General features: G+C 65.0%; 16 protein-coding genes. 4 read left to right on the top strand and 12 right to left on the bottom strand.

The features are described 5' to 3' along the window. The first annotated feature begins 114 nt into the window (after nucleotides 1–114). Entirely contained in the window at nucleotides 115–1,947 is a 1,833-nt protein-coding gene (locus LVJ94_19270; GenBank protein ID WXB09359.1) for a serine/threonine protein kinase, read from the top strand. A gap of 9 nt (nucleotides 1,948–1,956) precedes the next feature. On the opposite strand, the gene LVJ94_19275 is transcribed toward LVJ94_19270, so the two are convergent. After that, nucleotides 1,957–3,378 carry a hypothetical protein gene (locus LVJ94_19275; GenBank protein ID WXB09360.1) on the bottom strand — a complete coding sequence of 474 codons (1,422 nt, stop codon included), beginning with the start codon at nucleotides 3,376–3,378 and terminating at the stop codon, nucleotides 1,957–1,959. A gap of 332 nt (nucleotides 3,379–3,710) precedes the next feature. Between LVJ94_19275 and LVJ94_19280 the strand changes: the two genes are divergently transcribed. Continuing rightward, nucleotides 3,711–4,613 carry an alpha/beta hydrolase gene (locus tag LVJ94_19280; protein WXB09361.1) on the top strand — a complete coding sequence of 301 codons (903 nt, stop codon included), beginning with the start codon at nucleotides 3,711–3,713 and terminating at the stop codon, nucleotides 4,611–4,613. Here LVJ94_19280 and LVJ94_19285 read toward each other — a convergent pair. Both LVJ94_19285 and LVJ94_19290 read right to left on the bottom strand, forming a co-directional pair. Continuing rightward, nucleotides 4,590–6,998: a penicillin acylase family protein gene (locus tag LVJ94_19285; protein WXB09362.1), complete on the bottom strand. Its 2,409-nt coding sequence runs from the start codon at nucleotides 6,996–6,998 to the stop codon at nucleotides 4,590–4,592. The two genes, LVJ94_19280 and LVJ94_19285, sit on opposite strands and share 24 nt — an antisense overlap. Nucleotides 6,999–7,007: 9 nt before the next feature. Then, nucleotides 7,008–8,672, bottom strand: a complete 1,665-nt coding sequence (locus LVJ94_19290; GenBank protein WXB10736.1) for a methyl-accepting chemotaxis protein — start codon at nucleotides 8,670–8,672, stop codon at nucleotides 7,008–7,010. Nucleotides 8,673–8,832: 160 nt separating this feature from the next. Between LVJ94_19290 and LVJ94_19295 the strand changes: the two genes are divergently transcribed. Continuing rightward, the gene (locus LVJ94_19295; protein WXB09363.1) at nucleotides 8,833–9,837 is read left to right on the top strand and encodes an NAD(P)H-binding protein; all 1,005 of its coding nucleotides are present in this window, start codon (nucleotides 8,833–8,835) and stop codon (nucleotides 9,835–9,837) included. Here the strand turns inward: LVJ94_19295 and LVJ94_19300 are convergent, their stop codons facing one another. The 5 genes from LVJ94_19300 to LVJ94_19320 form a co-directional block, all read right to left on the bottom strand. Beyond that, nucleotides 9,838–10,299, bottom strand: coding sequence for a hypothetical protein (locus tag LVJ94_19300; GenBank protein ID WXB09364.1), 462 nt, complete (start codon nucleotides 10,297–10,299; stop codon nucleotides 9,838–9,840). Then, nucleotides 10,296–10,892, bottom strand: a complete 597-nt coding sequence (locus tag LVJ94_19305) for a hypothetical protein (GenBank protein ID WXB09365.1) — start codon at nucleotides 10,890–10,892, stop codon at nucleotides 10,296–10,298. Before LVJ94_19305 ends, LVJ94_19300 begins: the two co-directional genes overlap by 4 nt. Beyond that, entirely contained in the window at nucleotides 10,889–12,055 is a 1,167-nt protein-coding gene (locus LVJ94_19310; GenBank protein ID WXB09366.1) for a peptidylprolyl isomerase, read from the bottom strand. Before LVJ94_19310 ends, LVJ94_19305 begins: the two co-directional genes overlap by 4 nt. Further along, the gene (locus LVJ94_19315) at nucleotides 12,052–12,690 is read right to left on the bottom strand and encodes a trypsin-like serine protease (GenBank protein WXB09367.1); all 639 of its coding nucleotides are present in this window, start codon (nucleotides 12,688–12,690) and stop codon (nucleotides 12,052–12,054) included. Before LVJ94_19315 ends, LVJ94_19310 begins: the two co-directional genes overlap by 4 nt. A gap of 137 nt (nucleotides 12,691–12,827) precedes the next feature. Continuing rightward, nucleotides 12,828–13,775 (bottom strand): hypothetical protein, encoded by a 948-nt coding sequence (locus LVJ94_19320; protein WXB09368.1) that lies wholly within the window; start codon nucleotides 13,773–13,775, stop codon nucleotides 12,828–12,830. 175 nt (nucleotides 13,776–13,950) lie between these two features. Between LVJ94_19320 and LVJ94_19325 the strand changes: the two genes are divergently transcribed. Next, nucleotides 13,951–14,562 (top strand): SOS response-associated peptidase, encoded by a 612-nt coding sequence (locus tag LVJ94_19325; protein WXB09369.1) that lies wholly within the window; start codon nucleotides 13,951–13,953, stop codon nucleotides 14,560–14,562. Nucleotides 14,563–15,141: 579 nt separating this feature from the next. On the opposite strand, the gene LVJ94_19330 is transcribed toward LVJ94_19325, so the two are convergent. The 4 genes from LVJ94_19330 to LVJ94_19345 all read right to left on the bottom strand — a co-directional run bounded on the left by LVJ94_19330 (nucleotide 15,142) and on the right by LVJ94_19345 (nucleotide 19,979). Next, entirely contained in the window at nucleotides 15,142–15,906 is a 765-nt protein-coding gene (locus LVJ94_19330; GenBank protein ID WXB09370.1) for a transposase, read from the bottom strand. A 765-nt stretch (nucleotides 15,907–16,671) separates the two neighbouring features. After that, nucleotides 16,672–17,844: a hypothetical protein gene (locus tag LVJ94_19335; protein ID WXB09371.1), complete on the bottom strand. Its 1,173-nt coding sequence runs from the start codon at nucleotides 17,842–17,844 to the stop codon at nucleotides 16,672–16,674. Between the two features lie 232 nt (nucleotides 17,845–18,076). Continuing rightward, nucleotides 18,077–18,835 carry a trypsin-like serine protease gene (locus tag LVJ94_19340; protein ID WXB09372.1) on the bottom strand — a complete coding sequence of 253 codons (759 nt, stop codon included), beginning with the start codon at nucleotides 18,833–18,835 and terminating at the stop codon, nucleotides 18,077–18,079. A 319-nt stretch (nucleotides 18,836–19,154) separates the two neighbouring features. Continuing rightward, on the bottom strand, nucleotides 19,155–19,979 hold the full coding sequence (locus LVJ94_19345) for a PIG-L family deacetylase (GenBank protein ID WXB09373.1): 825 nt from the start codon (nucleotides 19,977–19,979) through the stop codon (nucleotides 19,155–19,157). Between the last annotated feature and the right edge of the window lie 21 nt (nucleotides 19,980–20,000).

The raw sequence follows: 20,000 nt of genomic DNA on the forward strand, positions 1-20,000 counted from the left end.
CTGGCGCGCATCGGACGGAAGGACATCGAATACGTCACATCGATGAATGCGCCCTCCGGCCATGTATGATGGGCAAGTCAGCGCGAGCCCACGCCCTCGACGAGCACGTGAGACATGGCAGTCGAAATCGAGAATTGTCCGGCTACGGAAGCATCCCCCAACGGTGATCCTTTTCAATGGGTTGGCCACGTCCTGGAAGGGCGTTACGCCGTGGAGGCCTTGGTGGGCGAAGGCGGCTTTGCCGTCGTCTACCGAGGGCATCACGCCGGGCTCGATGAATCGGTGGCCATCAAGTGCCTCAAGATCCCGCGCAAGATGGCCGGCGAAGAGCGCGACCGCTTCTTGCGGTCGTTCCTCGACGAGGGAAAGCTCCTCTATCGGCTGTCGCGCGGCAACGCGAGCATCGTCCGATCGCTCGACGTCGGCGTGGCCACCTCGCCGAACGGTACGTGGACGCCGTACCTCGTGCTCGAGTGGCTCGAGGGGCGCACCCTCGAAGACGATTTGAACCTGCAGCGCCGCAAAGGCCTCACGCGCACCTTGGCGGAAGCGCGTGCGCTGCTCGAGCCGGCGGCGCGCGCGTTGGGGACCGCGCACGCCCAAGGTGTCGCGCACCGCGACATCAAGCCGGCGAATCTCTTTCTCTGCACGGTGGATGGAAAGCGCACCCTCAAGGTCCTCGATTTCGGCATCGCCAAGGTCATTGCCGAGTCCACGGATCTGCGGCGCGCCCATGAGGCGACGGGAACCTCGCTGCAGGCTTTTACGCCGCGCTACGGCGCGCCGGAGCAGTTCGATCGCCGCTTCGGTGCGACGGGGGCGTGGACGGACGTGTTCGCGCTGGCGCTCATCCTCGTCGAGGTGGTCGTCGGCAAGTCGGCGATGCAAGGGGAGGGCGTGGAGCTTTTCCTCATGGCGAGCAACCTGCACGAGCGCCCCACGCTTCGGACCTTCGGCGTCGACGAAGGCGGCGCCGTCGAGCGCGTGCTGGCGCGCGCCTTGGCGGTGCATCCGACGGATCGCTATGCCCATGCCAACGCCTTCTGGGACGCGCTCACCGCCGCGATGAACGACGGCGAGGCCGCCGCCGTCTCGCCACGCCCGCAGGTGGATCCGCTCGCGCAAACCGTTCCCTCGGCGCGCGATGTTCTCACCGAGGGGCCGATCTCGCCGGTGCCGAGCGGGCGCACGCCCGTGGCCATGGCGCGCTCGTCGTCCGAGCGGGGTCGCTCGGGCCGGGGCTCGCTTCCGAGCTGGTCGGGGCAACGGGGAAGTCTCGAGCGGGCGGTGCCCACCGTGCAAGCCATCTCGGGCGCCGTGCCCGACGACGACGCGCCGGCACCGTCATCTTCGTCGGCGCGCACCATGCTGCCCTGGATCGGGCTTGCGGCCGTCGTGGCCGTGGGCGGTGCATGGGCGTACTCCGAGTGGACGCGCGAGGAAAGTCACTACCGCGCCCTCTCGTACCGCGGCGCGGGCCGCGGCCCGCATGGATCGTCGCTGGCCTTGGAATCGGCGGGCGCTGGCGCGATGACCTGCCCGAACGGCCTGGTTCCCTTTTCGGACGACGCCATCGAGGGCGCGCTTTGCATCCCCAGCGAGCTGCAAAACGCGCCCATCGTCGATGGATCCCTGCGCCAAGGCGACATCGAGTTGAAGCTTCGTGGCGGCACCCTGCGTCCGCCCGAGGTCACGCTCGACAGCGTGTTCGCGCGGATCACCGCGGAGGATGCCAAAGATGGCGGCTCGGTGCGGAGCGGCTCCATCGAGAAGAGCCCCGACTCGTTCTCCTTTGCGGGCACCTTGCGCGGGAAAGCATTTTTCGAGCGCACGGTGAGCGAGGCCGACCGCTTCGTGGGATTCCAGCTCGTCTACCCCGAGTCGGCGCGCAAGGTGCTCGAGCCCAAGTTGGGATTCATGATCCCGTCCTTCGCGCGCCGCCGCTGAACGTAACGGTCAACCCGCGCGGTACACGAGATCGTGCGGCTCGAGCGGGGTGATCTTCGGCGCGAGCTCGGCGAAACGCCGGCAGGCCATCTCCGCCAGCACGTCGACGCGTTCTTGCATCTTGGTGGCCAATTCCTCGGAATCCACATCGAGCGAGAAGGCGTCGGGAAGATGCCCTTCGCGTGCGAGATCGAGCCAGCAAACCTGTTGCTGAATCACATCGTCGATTCGGTCTCCCTCGTAACTCACGAGCATGAGATCCAGGTGGATGGCCGGAAAAGAATCTTTTTCGACGACGGTGAATTCCCGGTACGTCAGTTCGTAACGCGCATTCTGATGCGAGCCCAAATAAATGGGAAATGCGTCCTGAAGCAGTTGCTCGAGGCCACCCTCACGCTCGTGCGCGGGGACGTCGAATTGAAAGAAGTCTCGGTGCAGCCGGTGAAGCCAGCCCTCCGGGACGGGCTCGTTGGACGTCCACATGCCTCCCAGCCCCGTGACCATCTCCGGGGTCGGAAATTTGCGCACGCGCCGCAGCGGTGGCCAGTAGTCGGTGTCCTCGAGAATCTCGCCACACTCGCGCTCGAAGCGGCCCCTGTCCGTTCGCCCGACGAGCTGCTCCGCGGCGCCTTCGTTCACCAGGACCAGCTGCATCTCGTCGGCGATGGCCGGAAGGAGCAGATCCGAGGAAATGCCGTCGGAATCGACGACCCCCGTCCACGTGCAATAGCTCACCAGCGCGCCGGAGCTGTCCGTGGTCACCTCGTAGGGCGCCACGATGGATCGGGAGCCGGTCCGCGCAAAGAGCTCGCGCAGAAGATTGCGCTGCTTCCCGTAGAGCACGTGCAGCTCGCGGTACTCCACGGTGGCAAATTGCGCGTGAAGCGGATGATCCTCCGGCAAGCGGAGGGGTTCCCAGCGCCCATTTTGCAGCACCACGGGCCTGGCGCTCGTGGGCTTCGGATGATCGAACGTGCTCCATCCGATCGCGCCCAGTTGGCGTAGCCCATCGACATCGTCGGAGCCGGTGACCACGAGCAGATCGCTGTGGGCGACCAGGGCAACTGGCTCACCCCGAACTGCCAAATTGGAAATTGCGTCCGTCAGGAAAATACGTGACGAGTCGAATCCATCTTTCGTCGCGCTTTGGAATGTACCATTCCCGATTCGCTGGAACGCCGGGCGCACCGAGGCCGTGGCCGCGGCGACGGCCATCTCCACGGGATCGCTCTCGAATGAAAAAGTGCGGGCTGGTTCCACGCCTGCATTCGTGGGGACGACGAACATGAATGAAAGGAATTCATTGAGCCGCCACGCGGCTGGCGGCTCCGAGTGGCCTTCCAATTCCGCGGCGAGTCGAGGAAACTCCACGGCAGCCCGGGAACCCACGAGCGGAACGATGTCGCTCGGCAATCGTGCGCTGTTCTGCATTTCGATTTTTCTACCCTAGCTTTACTGCCAGAAATTACGTTTTCGAATCACTTTGCCTTACTAGGCGAGTTTCGATTCGGAGCATAACTTCACGCAGCGAGTTAACTGTTGGCCGGATTTGTTTGGTAATCAATAATACCATTACATGGCCAAGTGTCGGTCCGTTCGTCTTTTCGGAATCGATATTCGGTATTCGCGTGCGCCCGTGGAAATTTGTGGCGTACGCCGGGAGGGGCGAGCTGAGGTCGCCTTGGCAGCGTACGAATTCGTAAGCTGCGGAAGAAAAGGTACGGCCTTGCCGGATTTGCAGCCGGCATCTACCTGCACAGTGCATGTCCAATGAGACCCAGCGGGTCGGACTTCCGACCGGGCAGCACGAAGTCGTGATCGGCGGAACGTCGATGGTTTATCACGTACATGGAAGCGGGCCGGTCGTGGTGGCCCATCCGGGCGGTCCTGGTGGCGGGTGGCGCTACCTACGGATGCCGGAGGTCGAAAAATTCGCGACCGTCGTCTACGTCGAGCCCATTGGTACGGGCGCCTCCGGGCGATTCGAGAATCCGGCCGATTACAGCCTGCAGCTCGATGCGTCCAACGTCGAGGGACTGCGCGCGCACTTGGGAATCGACAAGATTGCGCTCCTCGGTCACTCGTACGGCGGCTTCGTGGCGTTGACGTATGCCCTCGCGCATCCGGATCATCTGGCGGCGCTCGTCCTGTATGACACGTCCCCCACCAACGGACCGGATTTCGACAAGGACGTCGCCTCCAACCTGCAATGGTTCAAGGACGAGCCGTGGTTCGGCGAGGCCACCGCGGCCTTCCAGCAATTGAGCAAGTCCCAGAGCGATGAAGAGCTCACGGCGACGTTTGCCCGCGTCATCCCGCTGTACATTGCCCATTGGCCGCAGCGGCGCAACGAGCTCGAGGGCCGCATGTCCCGCATGGAGCTTCACGTCGAACGGTCCTACCGCCGAAAGGTCGGCGGCCCCTCGGTGCCGAGTACGCCCTACGATGTTCGTCCGCGGCTGGGCGAAATCAAGGTGCCCACACTCGTCCAAGTGGGCGCCAAAGACTTCATTTGCTCCGCCAAGATGGCCGAGGTGATCCATCGCGGCATCGACGGTTCCCGCTTGGTCGTCTTCCCGGAGACGGCCCACCTCGCCCATATCGAAACGCCGCACGAGTACGCGCGCAGCATTCGCGAGTTTCTAGGGAGCGCGGCCGGGCTGTAGGAGGATGCGGCGCTCGGTATTGCGTTCGACGGCGGGGCGGCTGTAGAGCAAGGGAAACGTGCCCCCGGCGCTCCAGGATTCGGCCAGATCGCGGTAGTGCGCGGCGCGCGCATCGCCGGATTGGCCCGGGGTATTGATGGCGCGGGACGCGTCCCAGTGGCCCACGTCGAGGACCATGCGGAAGGAGGCCCCGGCCGTGTGCGTGAAGTCTTTCTCGTAGGTGGAGGCGTTGACCGTGTACTCGGAGCCACCGCGCGGGAGTGGCCCGACGTTCAAGCGTGCACGGGTGGCTTCATCGACGCCCGCGGAGAGCGGATGCTGGAAAACCGAGTGCAAGAGACGGCCCCACTTCCACTCCGTGGCTTGCGCGCCCAGGAGACGGGCGGTGTCGGCGTAGGCAGCATCGAGCGTGTCGGAGAGCAAGCGGTCGCGTTTGGCGGGCGCGTCCTCGCCGAACCACCGTTGCGGGTGCTCGAGCGCATCGAGCAACGTCGCCAGATCGGGCTGCGCCACGACGCTGGCCGCGGCGGGCGGGAGCATGGCCTTGACGAAGGCGGGGCCGAGGTGGCGCTTTCGCCACACTTCGAAGAGCGCGGCCGGCGCGGAGTCCGCGCGTTCGATCCCGTCCCATGCGTGCAGCATGGCGGACGCGGCCCCGGAATGGGGAAGGAGCGCGATGAGCTGCAAGGCGGGGCGCGAGAGCTGGTCGCTTTGCAGGCGAATCGAATCCTCGACCGAGGCGTGCGGGGACGCGGATAGCACCTCGTGAATGCGCTGATAGCGCGCTGGATTGACCCATTCGAATCCGATTTTCTTTTCCCGATACGGATAATCGGGTGGCAGATTCATTTGATTGGCCGTGGCAATGAATCCCTCGGGCGGATTGTATGCGCTCGGAAAGTCGTCCCCGTCGTAGAAGCCATCCCACTCGTAGCGACCGTCGCCAGGCACGGGGACGAGGCCATCGTAGCCGCGGCGCTTGGGCGCCAGGCCGCCAGGAACCCACCCGATGTTGCCGTGCACGTCGGCGTACGCCTGATTTTCCGTGGGCGCACCCCAGTTGCGCATCGCGCTTTTGAACTCGGCGAAGTTGCGAGCCCGCAGCAGACGAAGGCTGCCGTAGTAGGGCGACATGCCCGGTTCCTGCCACGCCGTGCGCACCGCGTAGGCCCGGTGTCGCGCTTCGTCGATTTTCACCACGGGCCCATGCCGCGTGAAACGGAGCTCGATGTCGCGCGGTGCCTCCCCGGCGACGGGGACGCTTTCTTTGACGGTGCGGAGCGGCTCCCAGCCTTGGCCGTACCGGTAGCGGCCATGGTCGTTCGGGTCGAGCTCGTAGAAGTAGAGATCTTCCTGGTCGAGGTAAAACACGGTGAGCCCGAAGGCGATGGTCCCGTTGTGACCCATCGAAAGTCCGGGCTGGGAAGGCTCGCCGGCACCGATGGCGTCCAGGCCCGGTGCTGACAGATGTGCGATGTAGCGTTGCGAAGGCATCGCGTATTTTCGATGCGGATCGTTGGCCAGGATGGGCCGGCCCGTTGCGGTTCGTGCGGGAGCGATCGCCCAATTGTTGCTGCCCTCGGGCGCCTCGTCCTGCGTTGCGCGCCACGCGATCGGCTTGAGGGTCGCGCGATCGAAGGTCACGGGCTGCGTGGCGAGTTCGAACACGCGAAGGACATCGGGCGGGAGCGAGCAAGGATCGAAACCCGCCGGCACGGTGGTGTGCCATTCGGGTTCCAAATGCACGCGAACTTGGTCGGCTTCGACCCCGGCCGCACATGCCACCTTCGAGCGTGCCACCTCGCTGGTGACATTGCGGGTCAGGCCGTGGCTTCGGATGCGCACCACGTCTTCCGGTTGCCAATGCGAAGGGGCATATCCCAGCATGCGAAATTCCTCTGGAAGGTATTCCGGGTGCTGGCCGAGCCAATCGACGTACGCATTCACGCCCGCCGCGAACCGAGTGGCCGCCATTCGAGCCTCGGGCCCATAGCTTTCCCACTCGCGACGCATGTCCCCGCGGTACAGGAAAAGGCGGGCGGCGGTGTCTTGCGGCACGTAGGAGGCGCCGAACACTCCCGACAAGGACCCGAGGCCGCGGCGCCGCCAGAGGTCGATTTGAAACAGGCGCTCGCGTGCGGCATTGAAGCCTTGCGCCAAGAAGACGTCTTCGGTGCTGCGGGCGTAGATGTGCGGGACGCCCCATCGATCTTCGAGGAGCTCCACGGGGCGCTGCAGGCCTGCGACCACGTACAGCGCCGAGGCGGAAGGTCGCAGCTCGCCGGTGGCGGCGGCGGGCGTATCGGAGACGGCGCCGCATCCTGCGAAGCCAAGCGCGATGGTTGCGATGGCCGCGCACGAGATACGCGTCGTGTTGAAGCGCATGATCGACCTTCAGGCCGCGTTGTCACCGTCGTAGGAGGGCGGCTTCGAATCGCGGGCGGTGGGAAACTCGGAGGGGGAGGTGGGCTCGGGGTCCGTCTTTTTCGTAGTGACGTTGGCCGTCGAGGACCAGGCCGGGAGGCGGAAAAAGGAGGCTAGATCGCGCAGTGCATCGGCCTGCGCGGAGACCTCCTCGGCGGTGGAGGCGAGCTCCTGGGCCGCGTGGACGTTTTGCTGGGTGACCCGATCGGTCTGGGCGATGGCGACGTTGATGCGCGAGACGCCGGCCGCTTGCTCGTTGGCCGCGCCGGCCATTCCCTGCACCAATTCGGCCGTGCGGCGGATGGAGGGGACGAGTTCCGCGATGCGCTGTTCGGAGCGGGTGACGATGCGCGTGTTGCTCGAGGCGAGCTCTCGGATGTCGTTGGCGGCGCTCTGCGTGCGCTCGGCGAGCTTGCGAACTTCGTCCGCAATGACGGCGAAGCCGCGGCCATGCTCGCCGGCGCGCGCGGCCTCGAGGGCCGCGTTGAGGGCCAAGAGGTTCGTTTGGTAGGCAATGTCCTGCACGATGTACATCTTGGAGGCGATGGCCTCGATCGAGGTGACGCTCTCCTGCACCGACTTGCACCCTTCTTCGGCGGCGACCACGCCGTGACGCGCGATCTCTTCGACCTTGCGGCTGCTCCGGGCGGTCTGCGCGATCGACGTGCCCATGCGCTCGAGCACAGCGCTCGTCTCGCGCACGCTCACGGCCTGCGTGCTCGTGCCTTGGGACAAGAGCAGCGACGACGAGGAGACCTGCGCGGCCGCGACGGCCAGGGCATCGGCCCCCGCTTGGACGCTGCCGATGAGCGTGCGCAAGACACCGACGAACCGTTTGAACTGCAGGGTCATCTGCGCGACCTCGTCGGAGTTCGCGCGCATGTCGTCCTCGTTGCCCAGGTCGACGTCGAGATCGCCTTTGGCGAGCCGCATGGTGGCATTGCGCAACACCGTCACCGACACGACGACCAAGCGCGAGAGCCACCACGCCACCGCGAGTGCGGCCAACGCCAAGGCCGCGCCGGCGACCCATAGCCGCGACCGCGTGCGCTCGACGGTGACCTGCGCGTCCTTGTTGGAAAGTTCGGCGAAGGTCGCATTGATGTGCACGAGATCGGTGAGAGCTTGGTTCATCACCTCCAGCTGCGGCACGATCGCGTCGAACTCCCCGCTCTTGCCGGCGAGGAACATCTCGCGGTGCGTCGCATAGGTTGCGTACGCTTTTTCGTATTGAAGGAGCCGATCGGTCTCGTCGATTTGAAGCTGCTTTTGCCCCGCCGCTTCCAGCGTGTGCGTGAACTCGGGGCTCACCGCGGTCCACCATTCGGCGCGGTATTTGGCCATCACCTGCGCCATGTCCGTGTCGTACTTGCGCACGCGCGCGATGTGGTCCCCACGCTCCTCCGCCGAGAGATCCAATCTCTTGAGGAAGGCCAATTCGGTGGCGAGTTGGTCGCGCCGGAGATTTCCTTCTTCAATGCCCATGATGGGGATGAGCATGAAGGCGTACATATTGTCGACTTGGTATTTCAAGTCGCTGGTGCCGCGGCGCGCTACGGCCGCCATGGTGGCCACGGTGACAGGGATCATCGACGCGAGAAGCGCGAACTTCCAGAAGAGCTTCAAACGGTGCATCACGTCGCCATCCCCATTCTTGGTCTTGGTTGCGAAAATCCCTTAGAGAACTCCGTGGGGGGACGCAAGCTCCGACGACCAAGGGGGGCGCTGGATGTAGCTTTGCGCAAGATCAATTTTCTCCAAGTCCGCTCCGCGTGCGCTCCCTACCTTGTTGCGCATGACGTCGAATCGGAATGTGACAGTGTACGGAGCCTATGGCCATACGGGGCGCTTCGTCGTGGCGGAATTGCTCGCGCGCGGGTGGAACCCCATTGTATCAGGGCGCGATGCGGACAAATTGAAGTCATTGGATCGGCGCCTCGATGTGCGGCCTGCGTCGGTGGACGATGCGGCCTCGCTCGATCGCGCGCTTGCGGGCTCCGCGGCGGTGATTCTTTGTGCGGGGCCATTTGCCGACACGTCGGCGCCCGTCGTAGAGGCTGCGCTGCGGGCGGGGATCCCTTACCTCGACCCGTCGGCGGAGGGCGTCGTGACCATGACGACGTTCGAGCAATATGCGGCCCGCGCGCGGGGCACGGTCATTCTTCCTGCCATGGGCTTTTATGGCGGGCTGGGCGATCTTTTGGCGACCGTAGCCATGGGGGACGATGACGCGCCCGCGGATGAAATCCGGGTGGGCTTTGCGCTCGACGGATGGCACCCAACGAACGGTACGCGCATCACGGGGCAACGCACGGCCGGACGTCGGGTCTTCTTTTCGAACAACCGGCTGGAAGTTGGCTCCGATCCGCAGGAGAAATCGACCTGGAATTTTCCTGCGCCGATTGGCCCGCAAGACGTGGTGCCGCTCTCCACGGTGGACGTCGTGACCATGTCGCGCCATCTGCGGGCGCGGGAGATCCGCACGTTCATGAACCTTGCGCCCCTGGTCGATCTTCGCAATCCAGCGACGCCAGCCCCTGTTGCGACGGACGATCGAGGGCGATCGTCGCAAACGTTCGTCGTCGAGGCCGTCGTGCGCCGAGGCGGGGAGGAGCGACGGGCGGTGGTGCGCGGAAGGGATATCTATGCCGTCTCGGCGCCGATCCTCGTCGAAGCGATGGAGCGCGTGCTCGACGGGCGCACGCGCACGAGCGGCGTCGTGGCCGCCGGTGCGATCTTCGACGCGGCGGATTTCCTGCGTGCACTGTCGCCGAAGCACCTCGAGTTCGAGGGAGCCTGATCAGCGCGCAAAGCGGGCAGGGAGGAGATGGCCCTCCGCATCGATGCGAAGGTTCTGTTGGGGACCGTCGGCGCCGCAGCGAGGGCCATTGGGGTAGACCATTCTGGGGACGACCGTGATGGTGCGCGCGGGCAGGGGGGAGCCGTCGTTGTCGGTGAAATGAAGTGCCACCTGCACGGGTTCGGCGGGGAGATCGAGCATCTCGACGATGGCGAATCGGCGGTCCAACATGAAGTCCAGCGGGGCCGTGCGGCACGTGCCTCGCCAGCAGGCGACGATGGTGCCCGAGCGGATCGTCGACGCGAAGGCTGCATCGATGTCGATGCCGAAACCGCGCACGGTGCCAATCAAGGTGCACTCGTCGAACCCTAGAGGACGAACCACGCGCGAAGCCTCCATGTAGTAGTCGGCCGCGGAGAAGAGCGCCGGCAGGAGGAGGAAGGCTCGAACGGCGGGGCTCAATCGTGCTCGAAGATGGCGCTGTATTCGCGGGGCGAGATGTCCAGTGCCGTGATGGTCTCGCGGCGGTAATCGTCTTGGGCGCGTGCGACGAGGGCCAGCGCCTCCGTTTCTGATATCGTTCCCATACGGTACCGGCCTACGGCGAGGGCGGCCTCTTCGTCACGCTTTCGGAACGACGCCCGCACGCGCTCGAGGGCGGCCTCGGTGGGGGCATTTTGCGCGTGGCTGGCCACGGCGGCGAGCCGCTCGGAGGTGGGGCCGCGGGATTGGAACTCGGCGCGCTTGTCGTAGAGCGCGGGCGGAAGGCCCGAGCGGCTTCGTTCGTCCCCGAAGAGCGCGGGCGCGGGCTCGGCGGGGATGTCGATGGTCGGTTCCTCCGCCACGATGGCGGGATCCGTCGTTTGTGTGGCGGGAGATGCCTGCGAAAGCGGTGAGCGGGAGGCGAGCCTCGAATCGGTGGAGTGGAACTCCGAACGGGGCTCTCGGACGACGCTGCGCACGGCCGCGGACTCCGAGCGGGATGGGAGCCATAGCCACGATGCCGTGGCCACGGCGCAGACGACTCCGATCCATGTGGCTGTGCGCAACATCATTTCACCACGTAAGCTTTGTCGGTGGGTGCCTCGCGGCGCAAAAGGACGTGATAGCCAAAGGGCGTCAACACGGGGTCGGAGATCTCGCCCGCTTTCAGGCTGGCCAGCTTGTCGTCGATAACAACCGGCATGGCTCCCTTCTTCCAAACGCCGAGATCTCCGCCGGCACGTCCGCTCGGGTCGTCGGAGTTGGCCACGGCGAGTTGGCCGAACCGCTCGGGGTTGGCCCGGGCCTCGCGGGCGATGCCCTGGGCCTTTTCCTCGGCCTCGGCGCGGGAGCGCTCGACGGTGGCGGCCGCTTTTTTGGCGCCGCGGAAGCTGATCACGATGTGGGCACCGGCGAGGGTGTCCGCTTCGGCGGTGAGCGGGAGGCGCTGGAAGATTTGGTAGCCGAACTCCGACTCGATGGGCTCCGAGATGGCCGCCCCTTGGGAAAGCGAGAGGGCTGCGATGGCTCGATCGAACGAGACGGGGTAGCGGCCGCCATCCATGTTCCATTGACCCATGCCGCCGCCTTGGGCTTTGTCCCATCCGTCCGATTCCGCTTGGACGAGGGCCTCGAGGGCGTTGGGGTCGCGGCGTGCGCGGGCGGAGAGCTCGCGGGCGCGCTCGAGGGCCTCGGTCTTGCTGCGGGTGATGCTTCGCGGCGCGCGCGTGGCGCCGGACCACGCGACGACGAGGTGGCGGGCGGCGATGCGCTCGACGGGCAAGGGCTGCAGGCGCACGAAGATGCGGTAGCCGTACTCGGTGTCGACGGGATCCGAGATGGCGCCCACGGCGAGGGGCGCGACGACGGCGTCGAGTTCCGCGTTTTCGCCCTTCGTCCACGCGCGAAGCTCGCCGCCCTCGGCGGCGAAGGGATCTTCCGAGCGCTGCGCGGCGAGGTCTCGGAATTGCGCGGGGGATTTCTTGGCGGTGGCGGCGAGCTCCGTGGCCAGGGCGAGGGCCTCGGGCTTGGTGCGCGTGGGCTTGGGGCGCGCGGAGGCGTAGTGCTCGACCCCGCCGTGGGCGATGGTGATGACGGCGGCCGCGAGGCGCGCGTCCGCCACCGCGGGTTGCGGCGTCGCCTCGTCCTGGGGAGCGGGCGGCTTGCGGCATCCGGCCAGCGCGGGAAACGCGACCAAGGCGACAGCCGTTGCAAGGACGAAGCGGCGCGCGATCATGGTGCCGGTGCGCCCTTTCGCTCGATGAAGTCGGTGGGGAGCGCGTCGGTGCGCATGGCGATGCCGTAGTCGCGGCAGGCGGTGTCGCCGCGGCTGGTGACGCCGATGATCTCTTCGCCGCGGCCGTCGCTGCGCATGCGAAGCATGGGACCGCCCGAATCGCCGGCACATGTCATCGCGGGCTGCGGGACATACGTGAATTCGCGCGCGCGAACCTCGGACACGTTGACGTTGCCGGTCCGCTTGCGCGCCATGCCATAGCCGACGGCACGCGACGTCCCAAGAAGCGCCGTCTCGGTGTTCTCGCCTTGGGAGCCCGCGATGGGGAGCGGCGCGGTCGTGGCGGGTTGCTCCAGATCGAGCACTGCGACATCGTTGTCCAAACCGGCCGCACGATAGTCGGGGTGGATGCGGATGCCCGCGACGCGGAAAAAACGGCCTTCCAGTCCTGCGCCGGGCTCTCCGCGTCCCCCCAAATCAGCCTGCGGGCCGAACACGACGGCCAACGACGACGGGGCGGCATCGTGGACGCAATGGGCGGCGGTCAACACGACCTGCGGGCGCACGAGCGCGCCGGTGCACATGGGTGCCCCCGCGCGCATGCACTCGACATTCAACGTGTTGACGGCCACCACTGCTGCATCCTCCTCGTCGTCTTGCCCGTTAACAATGGCCTGAGCGCTTCGATCCGTCGTCGTCTCCTCCGTCGCACACCGGCCGGCCGGCTCGCTGCCAATCCCGCCATTGGTGCACGCCAGAGGACATAAGAGGATTAGCAGTCGGTATCTTGGAATTGGCAAAAGCAATCGCATTTGCCGTCGCCCTTCCACGACGTGGGGCAGTTGCCCTTGCGGCTGGTCCCGCGCCAGTCGTAGGCGCACGAGGGGGCGCTCGCCTCGTCGTCGACGCACGAGGCAAATTGGTCGTCGCAGTAAGCGCTGGCCAGCGCGTGGCCACCGTGCTTGGTCGTGCGCACGCACTGATCGTGGTTCGTGCAGTCCTTGGTGAACTGCGTGCCCGTGCTGCTGGTGCCGCAGTTGCCGTAGTTGGAGCCGTTGAAGTTTTCGCCCAGTTTTTTGCCGGTGTCGCAGCAGTCACCGGACCACGAGCATTTGTTGCAGTCGTGGCAGCCCGTCACCGTGGTGTTGGTGGCGGCGTAGCGGCGCCAGCTCGTCCAGCTGCGTGCGGCCTCGCCGGTGATGGTTTTGCCCAGGGGAAGCGCCGACGGCCACCGCGACCACTGCGCATCCACCACGCGGAACAGCCGCTCCTCGGCCTTGGTGACCTGGCGCGCGCGATCGTAGTCTTCCTTGCTCTCCACGTGGTCGACGGGCGGGTAGAACGTGGCCTCCAGCGCCGCGAGCAGCCGCCGGATGGCCGCGCGATCGATCTCGGTGAGCAGGGTGGGGGAGCCGTCGGCGCTGACGCCGTCGAGGATCTCTTGGTCGCCCGTGTAGCGGGCCGTGAGGACCATGCCGTCGAGGCTGACCTTCACCAAGGTTTCCTGGGCGGACTCGACGCTGGAGAATTGCACGTCGATGCCGTTGTCGGTCAGCTGCCCCTGCACCTGAGTTTTGTCCCGCTCGATACGAAGCGCCGGATCGATTTTTCGCTCCAAAACGGGCGTTCCGGCTTCATCCGGCGCCTCCGGACTGCCGGAACAGCCTAGCAAGCCCACGGTGATCCCAATCGCGGCCATCGACACGCCGATTCGTCTCATGAGGTGCTCCCTTCCCGAGCTTATTGACCTCACGCTAGCCGGGAGGCAGCGGAACACAATGGAACAAATGCGATCCATCTGCGGGGGATCCATGTATCGACATTGAAAAAGTATTCCGCGGTTGCGCGCCAAATCAGGAATGGCAAAACAATCGCGCATGTGCGGTCGAGGAGATGTGGACTACAGCGAAAAAAAGATACGCGAAGCGTTCGCGGACCTGGGCGAGCTCGACGTGCACTTCGATCTGTCCTCCCCCCGCCACAACGTGTCGCCGACCGATCCGGTGCCCGTGGTGCACTGCGAAGACGGCCATTTGAGGCTTGACGGCATGGTGTGGGGCACGCGCGACGAGCGCGCAGCGTCGAAGCGACCCATCTTGCTCGTCCGCGCGGAGACGGTCGCCCGGGGTTCGCTGGCGAGCCGCACCCGCGGGCTGGTGATGTTCACGAAGTTCTACGAGTGGCAGGGCGAGAAGGGAACGAAGCGCAAGCCCTACGCCGTTCGCCCCAAGGACGGTCGCATCCTCGCCCTCGCCGCCCTCTGCAAGCGCACCGTCACCTCCGACGGCGAGGTGCGCGAGAGCTGCACCATCGTCACACAGCCCGCCGCGGGCCCCTTGGTGGAGATCCACGATCGCATGCCGGTCTTGGTCACCGCCCCCCATTTGGCCACGTGGCTCGACCCATCGACCAAGACCGACGCCGCCCTCCAACTGGTCCAAACCGCGCAACCCGCGGATTCACTGGAGCCGTATCCGGAGGATCCGTTGAAGGTCGTCCAAGGGTAATGGCGATTGCGCTAACCGATTACCAAATCTGCGGAGCCAGAAAGGATTTTCTCCGACATTGGACCGACCCTGGACTCACGGCAGACGCGTGAGCCAATACGTTGGTGAGGCTCCGCTCGTTGCACCCGCTTAGGGCATCCCCGTGTGGATCCAGCAAGACACGCTGCCCGACGGCGAGGTTCTCTCCCGGGATTTGAACGATCCCCGGGAGATTGGCACCGGCCCCTGTTGAATCGTTCGAGCACGCAAGCAGAACTGAGACCAAGATTGCGGCGGGCACCATGCGATCAACGCCGAGAAGAGAGCGCATTTTACTTACCCAATTCGCTTCAGCCACGTGTTCTGTCTCTCCCTTGACCTCGTCGTTGAACGCGAACGACGGATATGACGGATACCTAGAATACTGTCTGCGCATCTGCGCTGATTGTTAGGGGACTGCAACGCTTTTCATCGTTACAAGTCGATTGCTCCGGTGAGCACGTGGAATTAGCCGATGGCCGGAATGGGGGGCCACCACGAACCAGCGGGGACCGCGATTGTCGCGACGTCGCGACGGTTATCCACAAGGATTCCCGCCTGCTACTCACCTTCGTGAAGGAGTCGACGTGATGTTCGCGTTCGTCCGGGAGGAGCGGGCGTCGAAGATGGATGCGGAAGCCCGGGGCCTTCGTCGATGCCAAGCAAGCGGTGGCGGCGCCAACCTTCTCGAGCGAGCCAGGTTCGCGCGGGCTGGACGGGCGGGGCGAGGTCCGTGAGTCGGGCAAGGTCGCGAAGGGCGTGCTCGAAAAGAGCGTCCTTGCGCCATCCGTCGAACCATGCGGCGGACGAACGTGGGTCGAGCCAGGCCGGGGATGCTCCGTGCTTTCTGTGGTTCATGAGTACGTAGAGAAGCGCGTTCCGAACCTCCCGGGGTTGTTTGAGGGCATGGGCGTGATAGCGCTCTTTCCAGACCGAGCCGCGGCGAACGAGCGCTCGATTGATGGCGCGCGCCAGCCGAATCGAGAGTCCGCGCATCCCGCGTGACAAGCTTACTTTGTCGCACGCTTCCACGATGAGGTGGATGTGATCATGCTGGACCGAGAACTGCACGATACGGAACTCCGTGCGAGATGCCTCCTTGATACTTCGTACGAGCAACTCGAATACGCGGGCCGCTCGGAGGCCGTGCACGTCGTCCCTGGTTCGCAATGTCGCGTGAACAGGATGCGCGGCGTTGTGAACGGGGCGTGCGCGATGAGGCACCCCGGACTTTGGATTGCGCTTTCTGCCCGCTCCCTTTCTCCGTCCGCCCCACGAGCGGCCGGGCGGCAACTCGAGCTGCAGCGGCTTCACTGCGTGCTTCATCTTGAAGGAAGCTAAGTCTTTTGAATGACGAAACAAGCCATTTGCAAGATTCGTTACCGCAATTCATCGCCGCAATTCGTCGCCGCCAAATCAGCCGAGAATCGAAGACGCGGACGCTTCGTCAACGCGCACGGCATCCTCATTCAGGCACGAGAAGCGGGAGCCCGTCACGACGTGGATCGCCCCCCGGTGCCGCGAGTTCGGCGTAAGTCGGCATCGCAAGAATCTTGAAAAGGGCCAATAGTGCGCCAGGCCAAACCTGGAGAAAGGGCATGTCGAAGGACTGAAACTTTCTTTACTGCCCAACATCGAGATCCAGGATCCTTTTTTCATCGCGGCGGCCGAGACGGATATTGGCGTCAAAGGCAACAGTGAAATGCTCGACGAGTAGGGAAGCCGTCCCGAACAGGCATGTGCATCGCGCCCCGCCGGGGCGGGCGGCACGAGGGCTAACACCGTGATCAGTTGTTCTGAGCCTCAGCAATGGAATGGCGAAACCAGCCCGCGATTTTAGCGACCGGAGTTGAGGCTCGGAGTCGACGGACGGCTTGAAGGGGCTCGGATTCGATGTTGAGAGCGAGCGTTCGTAGCTGTCGCTTCATATCGGCCCAGAGCGTTTCGCTGCTTCCGATGGCGTGCACGTCCCCCGTGCTCGTGCTCGTCGTCGGGCATGGGCACGGGCTCGATCCTTTGAAACCGCGACCATGGGGCCTTGCCGCCGAGGCGTTCGACGGCGGCGGAGGCCCCAATCACGTTTTCATCGATTCAAGGACGCTGGGTGCAGAGCGAGTAATTCCCGCTTCCCGCGTAGGCCTGGATGCGCCAGCGGTACTTGCCGGCGGAGCCAGGATAGGAGACGGATTCGCTGGCGGCGGGGCTGTCGGATTTGCTCACTTGGGCCCAGGAGGAGCCGCTCCACTTTTCCAAGTAGAGATCGAAGTCGGAGTTGCTCGGGCCGAGCAACTTTGCGCCGTGCGTGCCCGAGATGGAGCTCTCGTAGCCGGTGTCGCCGGGTTGGAAGGCCTGCGCACCGGCGGCCAGGCTGCCGGTGAAGGCGGTGCCCGTGCAGTCCGAGCCGCCGCCGCCCCACGGAGGGCTATCTCCCAGCACGGCGTTCGGATCGCGGCCGAGCGAGGTCTGGCGATCCCACTCCTTTTGCAGGTAGGTGCCCTGCTCCGCGCTCAGCGCCGACGATGTTGCCGTCGACGAGCCAAAGCATGCGTTGCTCGGACCATAGGCCTTGCCATCGCAGACCGAGACCTTCACGTTGTTCAAGTTCGACACTTGCATGAGCAGCCATTGCTTCCAGGGAATGGGCTTGCTTGCATCGAGGGCCGCATCGAGGACCAGTACCTCGCCGCTCGACGCGCTCTTCACGATGGGCACCGTGTGGTACCACCAGCTTACGCTCCCATTGGGGTGGTTGTTCGTGCGGACCGTCAGGTTGCCGAACGAAAAGAGATGGTAAGGCCGGCCCTTGCCCCATTCCTCGGCCTTGGCGTTCACCAACTCGGCGCGCGCGAAGCACGCGTCGTCGGGGTAGAGCCACGAGATGCGCCGCTGGAAGTTGGGGCGATTGGACGTGGTCATGAAGCGCAGGTCGCGGGATCGCTCGAAGTGCGCTGTGATATCGGCATCCGACCACGTGGGGACCTGCGACATGTCGGCTTGCTCCACGGGAACTTGGCTGTCCTTCGCGGAGAGCGCGAATGTGCTTTTGACCTCGGGGTGATTGCGGCGGTAGCGCTCGTCGTGCCGGCGCGCCGCGTTTTCGTAGGTTTCGCTCGCGTCCCGCGCCGCGGAGTTCTCGTCGGCCGCGGTCAATTCCGAGTTGGATACACCGATTGTTTGGTCCGAATCGGAATCCGAATCCGATGCCTGCCCACAAGCTACGACGAAAAACGACGCTGCAAAGACTGCCACGACCTTGGTGCGCATGTTGGCTCCTATTCCAGAGGATCACCTCGACGAATGGTTTGCTGCGGCGTGGGCGCGGCGTTTATCGCAAGCCTCGCGCCAAAACGGAAGCGCCGATTTTTCGCTCTTCAGCGTGCGACGATTGCGTCGCAGGGCCAAAGGTGTCGCACGTCTCGCATTCGAAGACGGTTCCGGCGCTGGAAACCGCATCATTCGCGCCAGCGCCCGACCGTCTGCCATGAATCGTCAAATGTCAGGGCGAACCAATCTGCTGCTTGATCCAGGTGACATTCGCCGCGATGCCCGTATAGAGCGTGCTCGTGGCGCATTCGCCGTTGTTGTCGCCCGGACCGTGGGTCTCACCCACGAGGGTCCAGTTGCCGCTGGAGCCGGTGATGGCCGGGCCGCCGGAGTCGCCATGGCAGGCGGAGTGCGTGGCGTCGCCGGAGATGCAGACGTCGTTGGCGGTGCCTCCTCCCGCGTAGCAGGAGCTCGGACGAAGTACGGTGAGATCGATCTCTTGCAGCGTCGTGGCATTGCGGCAGGAGGGCCAGCTCATACAACCGAAGCCAATGAGCCTGGCCCGAATGCCCGGGGTGGGCGCCGTTTCGGCCATCGCGATGGGCGTCTTGGTCGACGCACGCGAAAGATGCATCAACGTGAGATCCGTCCCCCGGCGGTTGATGCGGCGGTCGATGGAAATGACCTCGCCCCCCGAGCTTTTCTGCGTCGATCCAATGCGGCCCGATGACGCGGAGCCGCAATGCGTCGCGGTGACGATCCATTGCGGGGCCACCAGGCTGCCCCCGCAGCCGTTGGAGAGGGCCACCATGAACGGGTACACCTCCGTGGCATTGCGCCCGCCGATGATCGGATCGCTGGTCGAGTCGGTGTCGGGTTCGGTGATCTCGTCGGCGCTGCTCACGCACGCGAGGGGCGAACAGGCCAACAGCAAGAGGGATGCGTATGCAACTAAATTGCAACGTTGCTTCAGCTGAGCTCTGAGCTTCATGGCGGAAACCTCCAGAGAAGGGGAGCGCGGCGAAATCGATATCGAAGAACCCCTCATGGGCATTTCGACCGATTGGCCTTTGCCGCGTGCGACGGAGGGAAACCCGTGGGCACAGGAACGCGATCAGGAGCGCAGGCTCGCGGTCGGACTCCCACTGCAAACCACCGTTGCTGCCCTCACCACCTCAGCTCATGCGTTTTTGAAACACACGTTCACCGGGGCTCGACGCATGCAAACAACGCCGTCATACGAGCACTTCTTCTCGGGCGAAGCAATACGTATTCGTACTCAGCCGTTCACTCGGGCCTTTGCGCTCGGCTCATGCGAGTACGTGCAGGAGCCGTCCGGAGCCCCCCTTCAATGGGACGAAGGCTTCGGCGGCTTTGACGCCGGCCTCGCGCCCGCGAAAGAGCTCCATGGGCTCGTGGTCACGCTCGTAGAGTCGCCAGGGATCTTGGCTCTCGTGCTCCGTCAATGCGCGGACCTTCTGTTCGCGCACCGCGGTAATGTCCACGTACACCGAGGGCGAAAAGGCCATGGTTTGGCTGCCGCGTTCCACCTCGAAGAAATAGAGCTCCGGCGCGGGATCCAATGCGGCCACGGCGCGCAGGCCCAGGAGCGCTGCGATTTGATGGTCCTCGTGCGCATCGAGCGGCCAGTGGGCAAAGACCATGTCGGGGGCGAATTGGTTGAGCATCGCCGTGACCTTGACGAGGCCCGCGGGATCGAGCACGGAAACCCCGCGGTTGTCGTAGGTAAAATAGGGATCGGCGCCGAGGATGCGGCATGCGCGCCGCGCTTCCTCACGCCGAGTGGGCAGCGCTTCTTCGAGGCTCTTTCCGGGGACCGCACCTGAAAAGGTGTAGATGATCTGTACCCGGTAGCCTTCCTTGGCGAGGCGGATCAAGGTGCCGCCGCAGCCCGATTCGGCGTCGTCGGGGTGCGCGCAGATGCAGACGACCGACCGTCTCGCACCGGGGGCCGGCACCCGTACGGGCTTCGGTGCCTGCGCGGCGGAGGTGGCCGAGGCCGACGTACCTGACACGGCGACTGCCGGACGCGACTTCGCCGTCGGTGCGGCCGCGCAGGCCGAAACGGAGCCCAACATCCCCAGCAAGAGACTTCGACGCGTGGCGGTGCTCACGGGTTTATCCATGTTCGCACT

It is taken from the genome of Sorangiineae bacterium MSr11367 (assembly GCA_037157805.1).
GTDB lineage: Bacteria > Myxococcota_A > Polyangia > Polyangiales > Polyangiaceae > Pendulispora > Pendulispora rubella.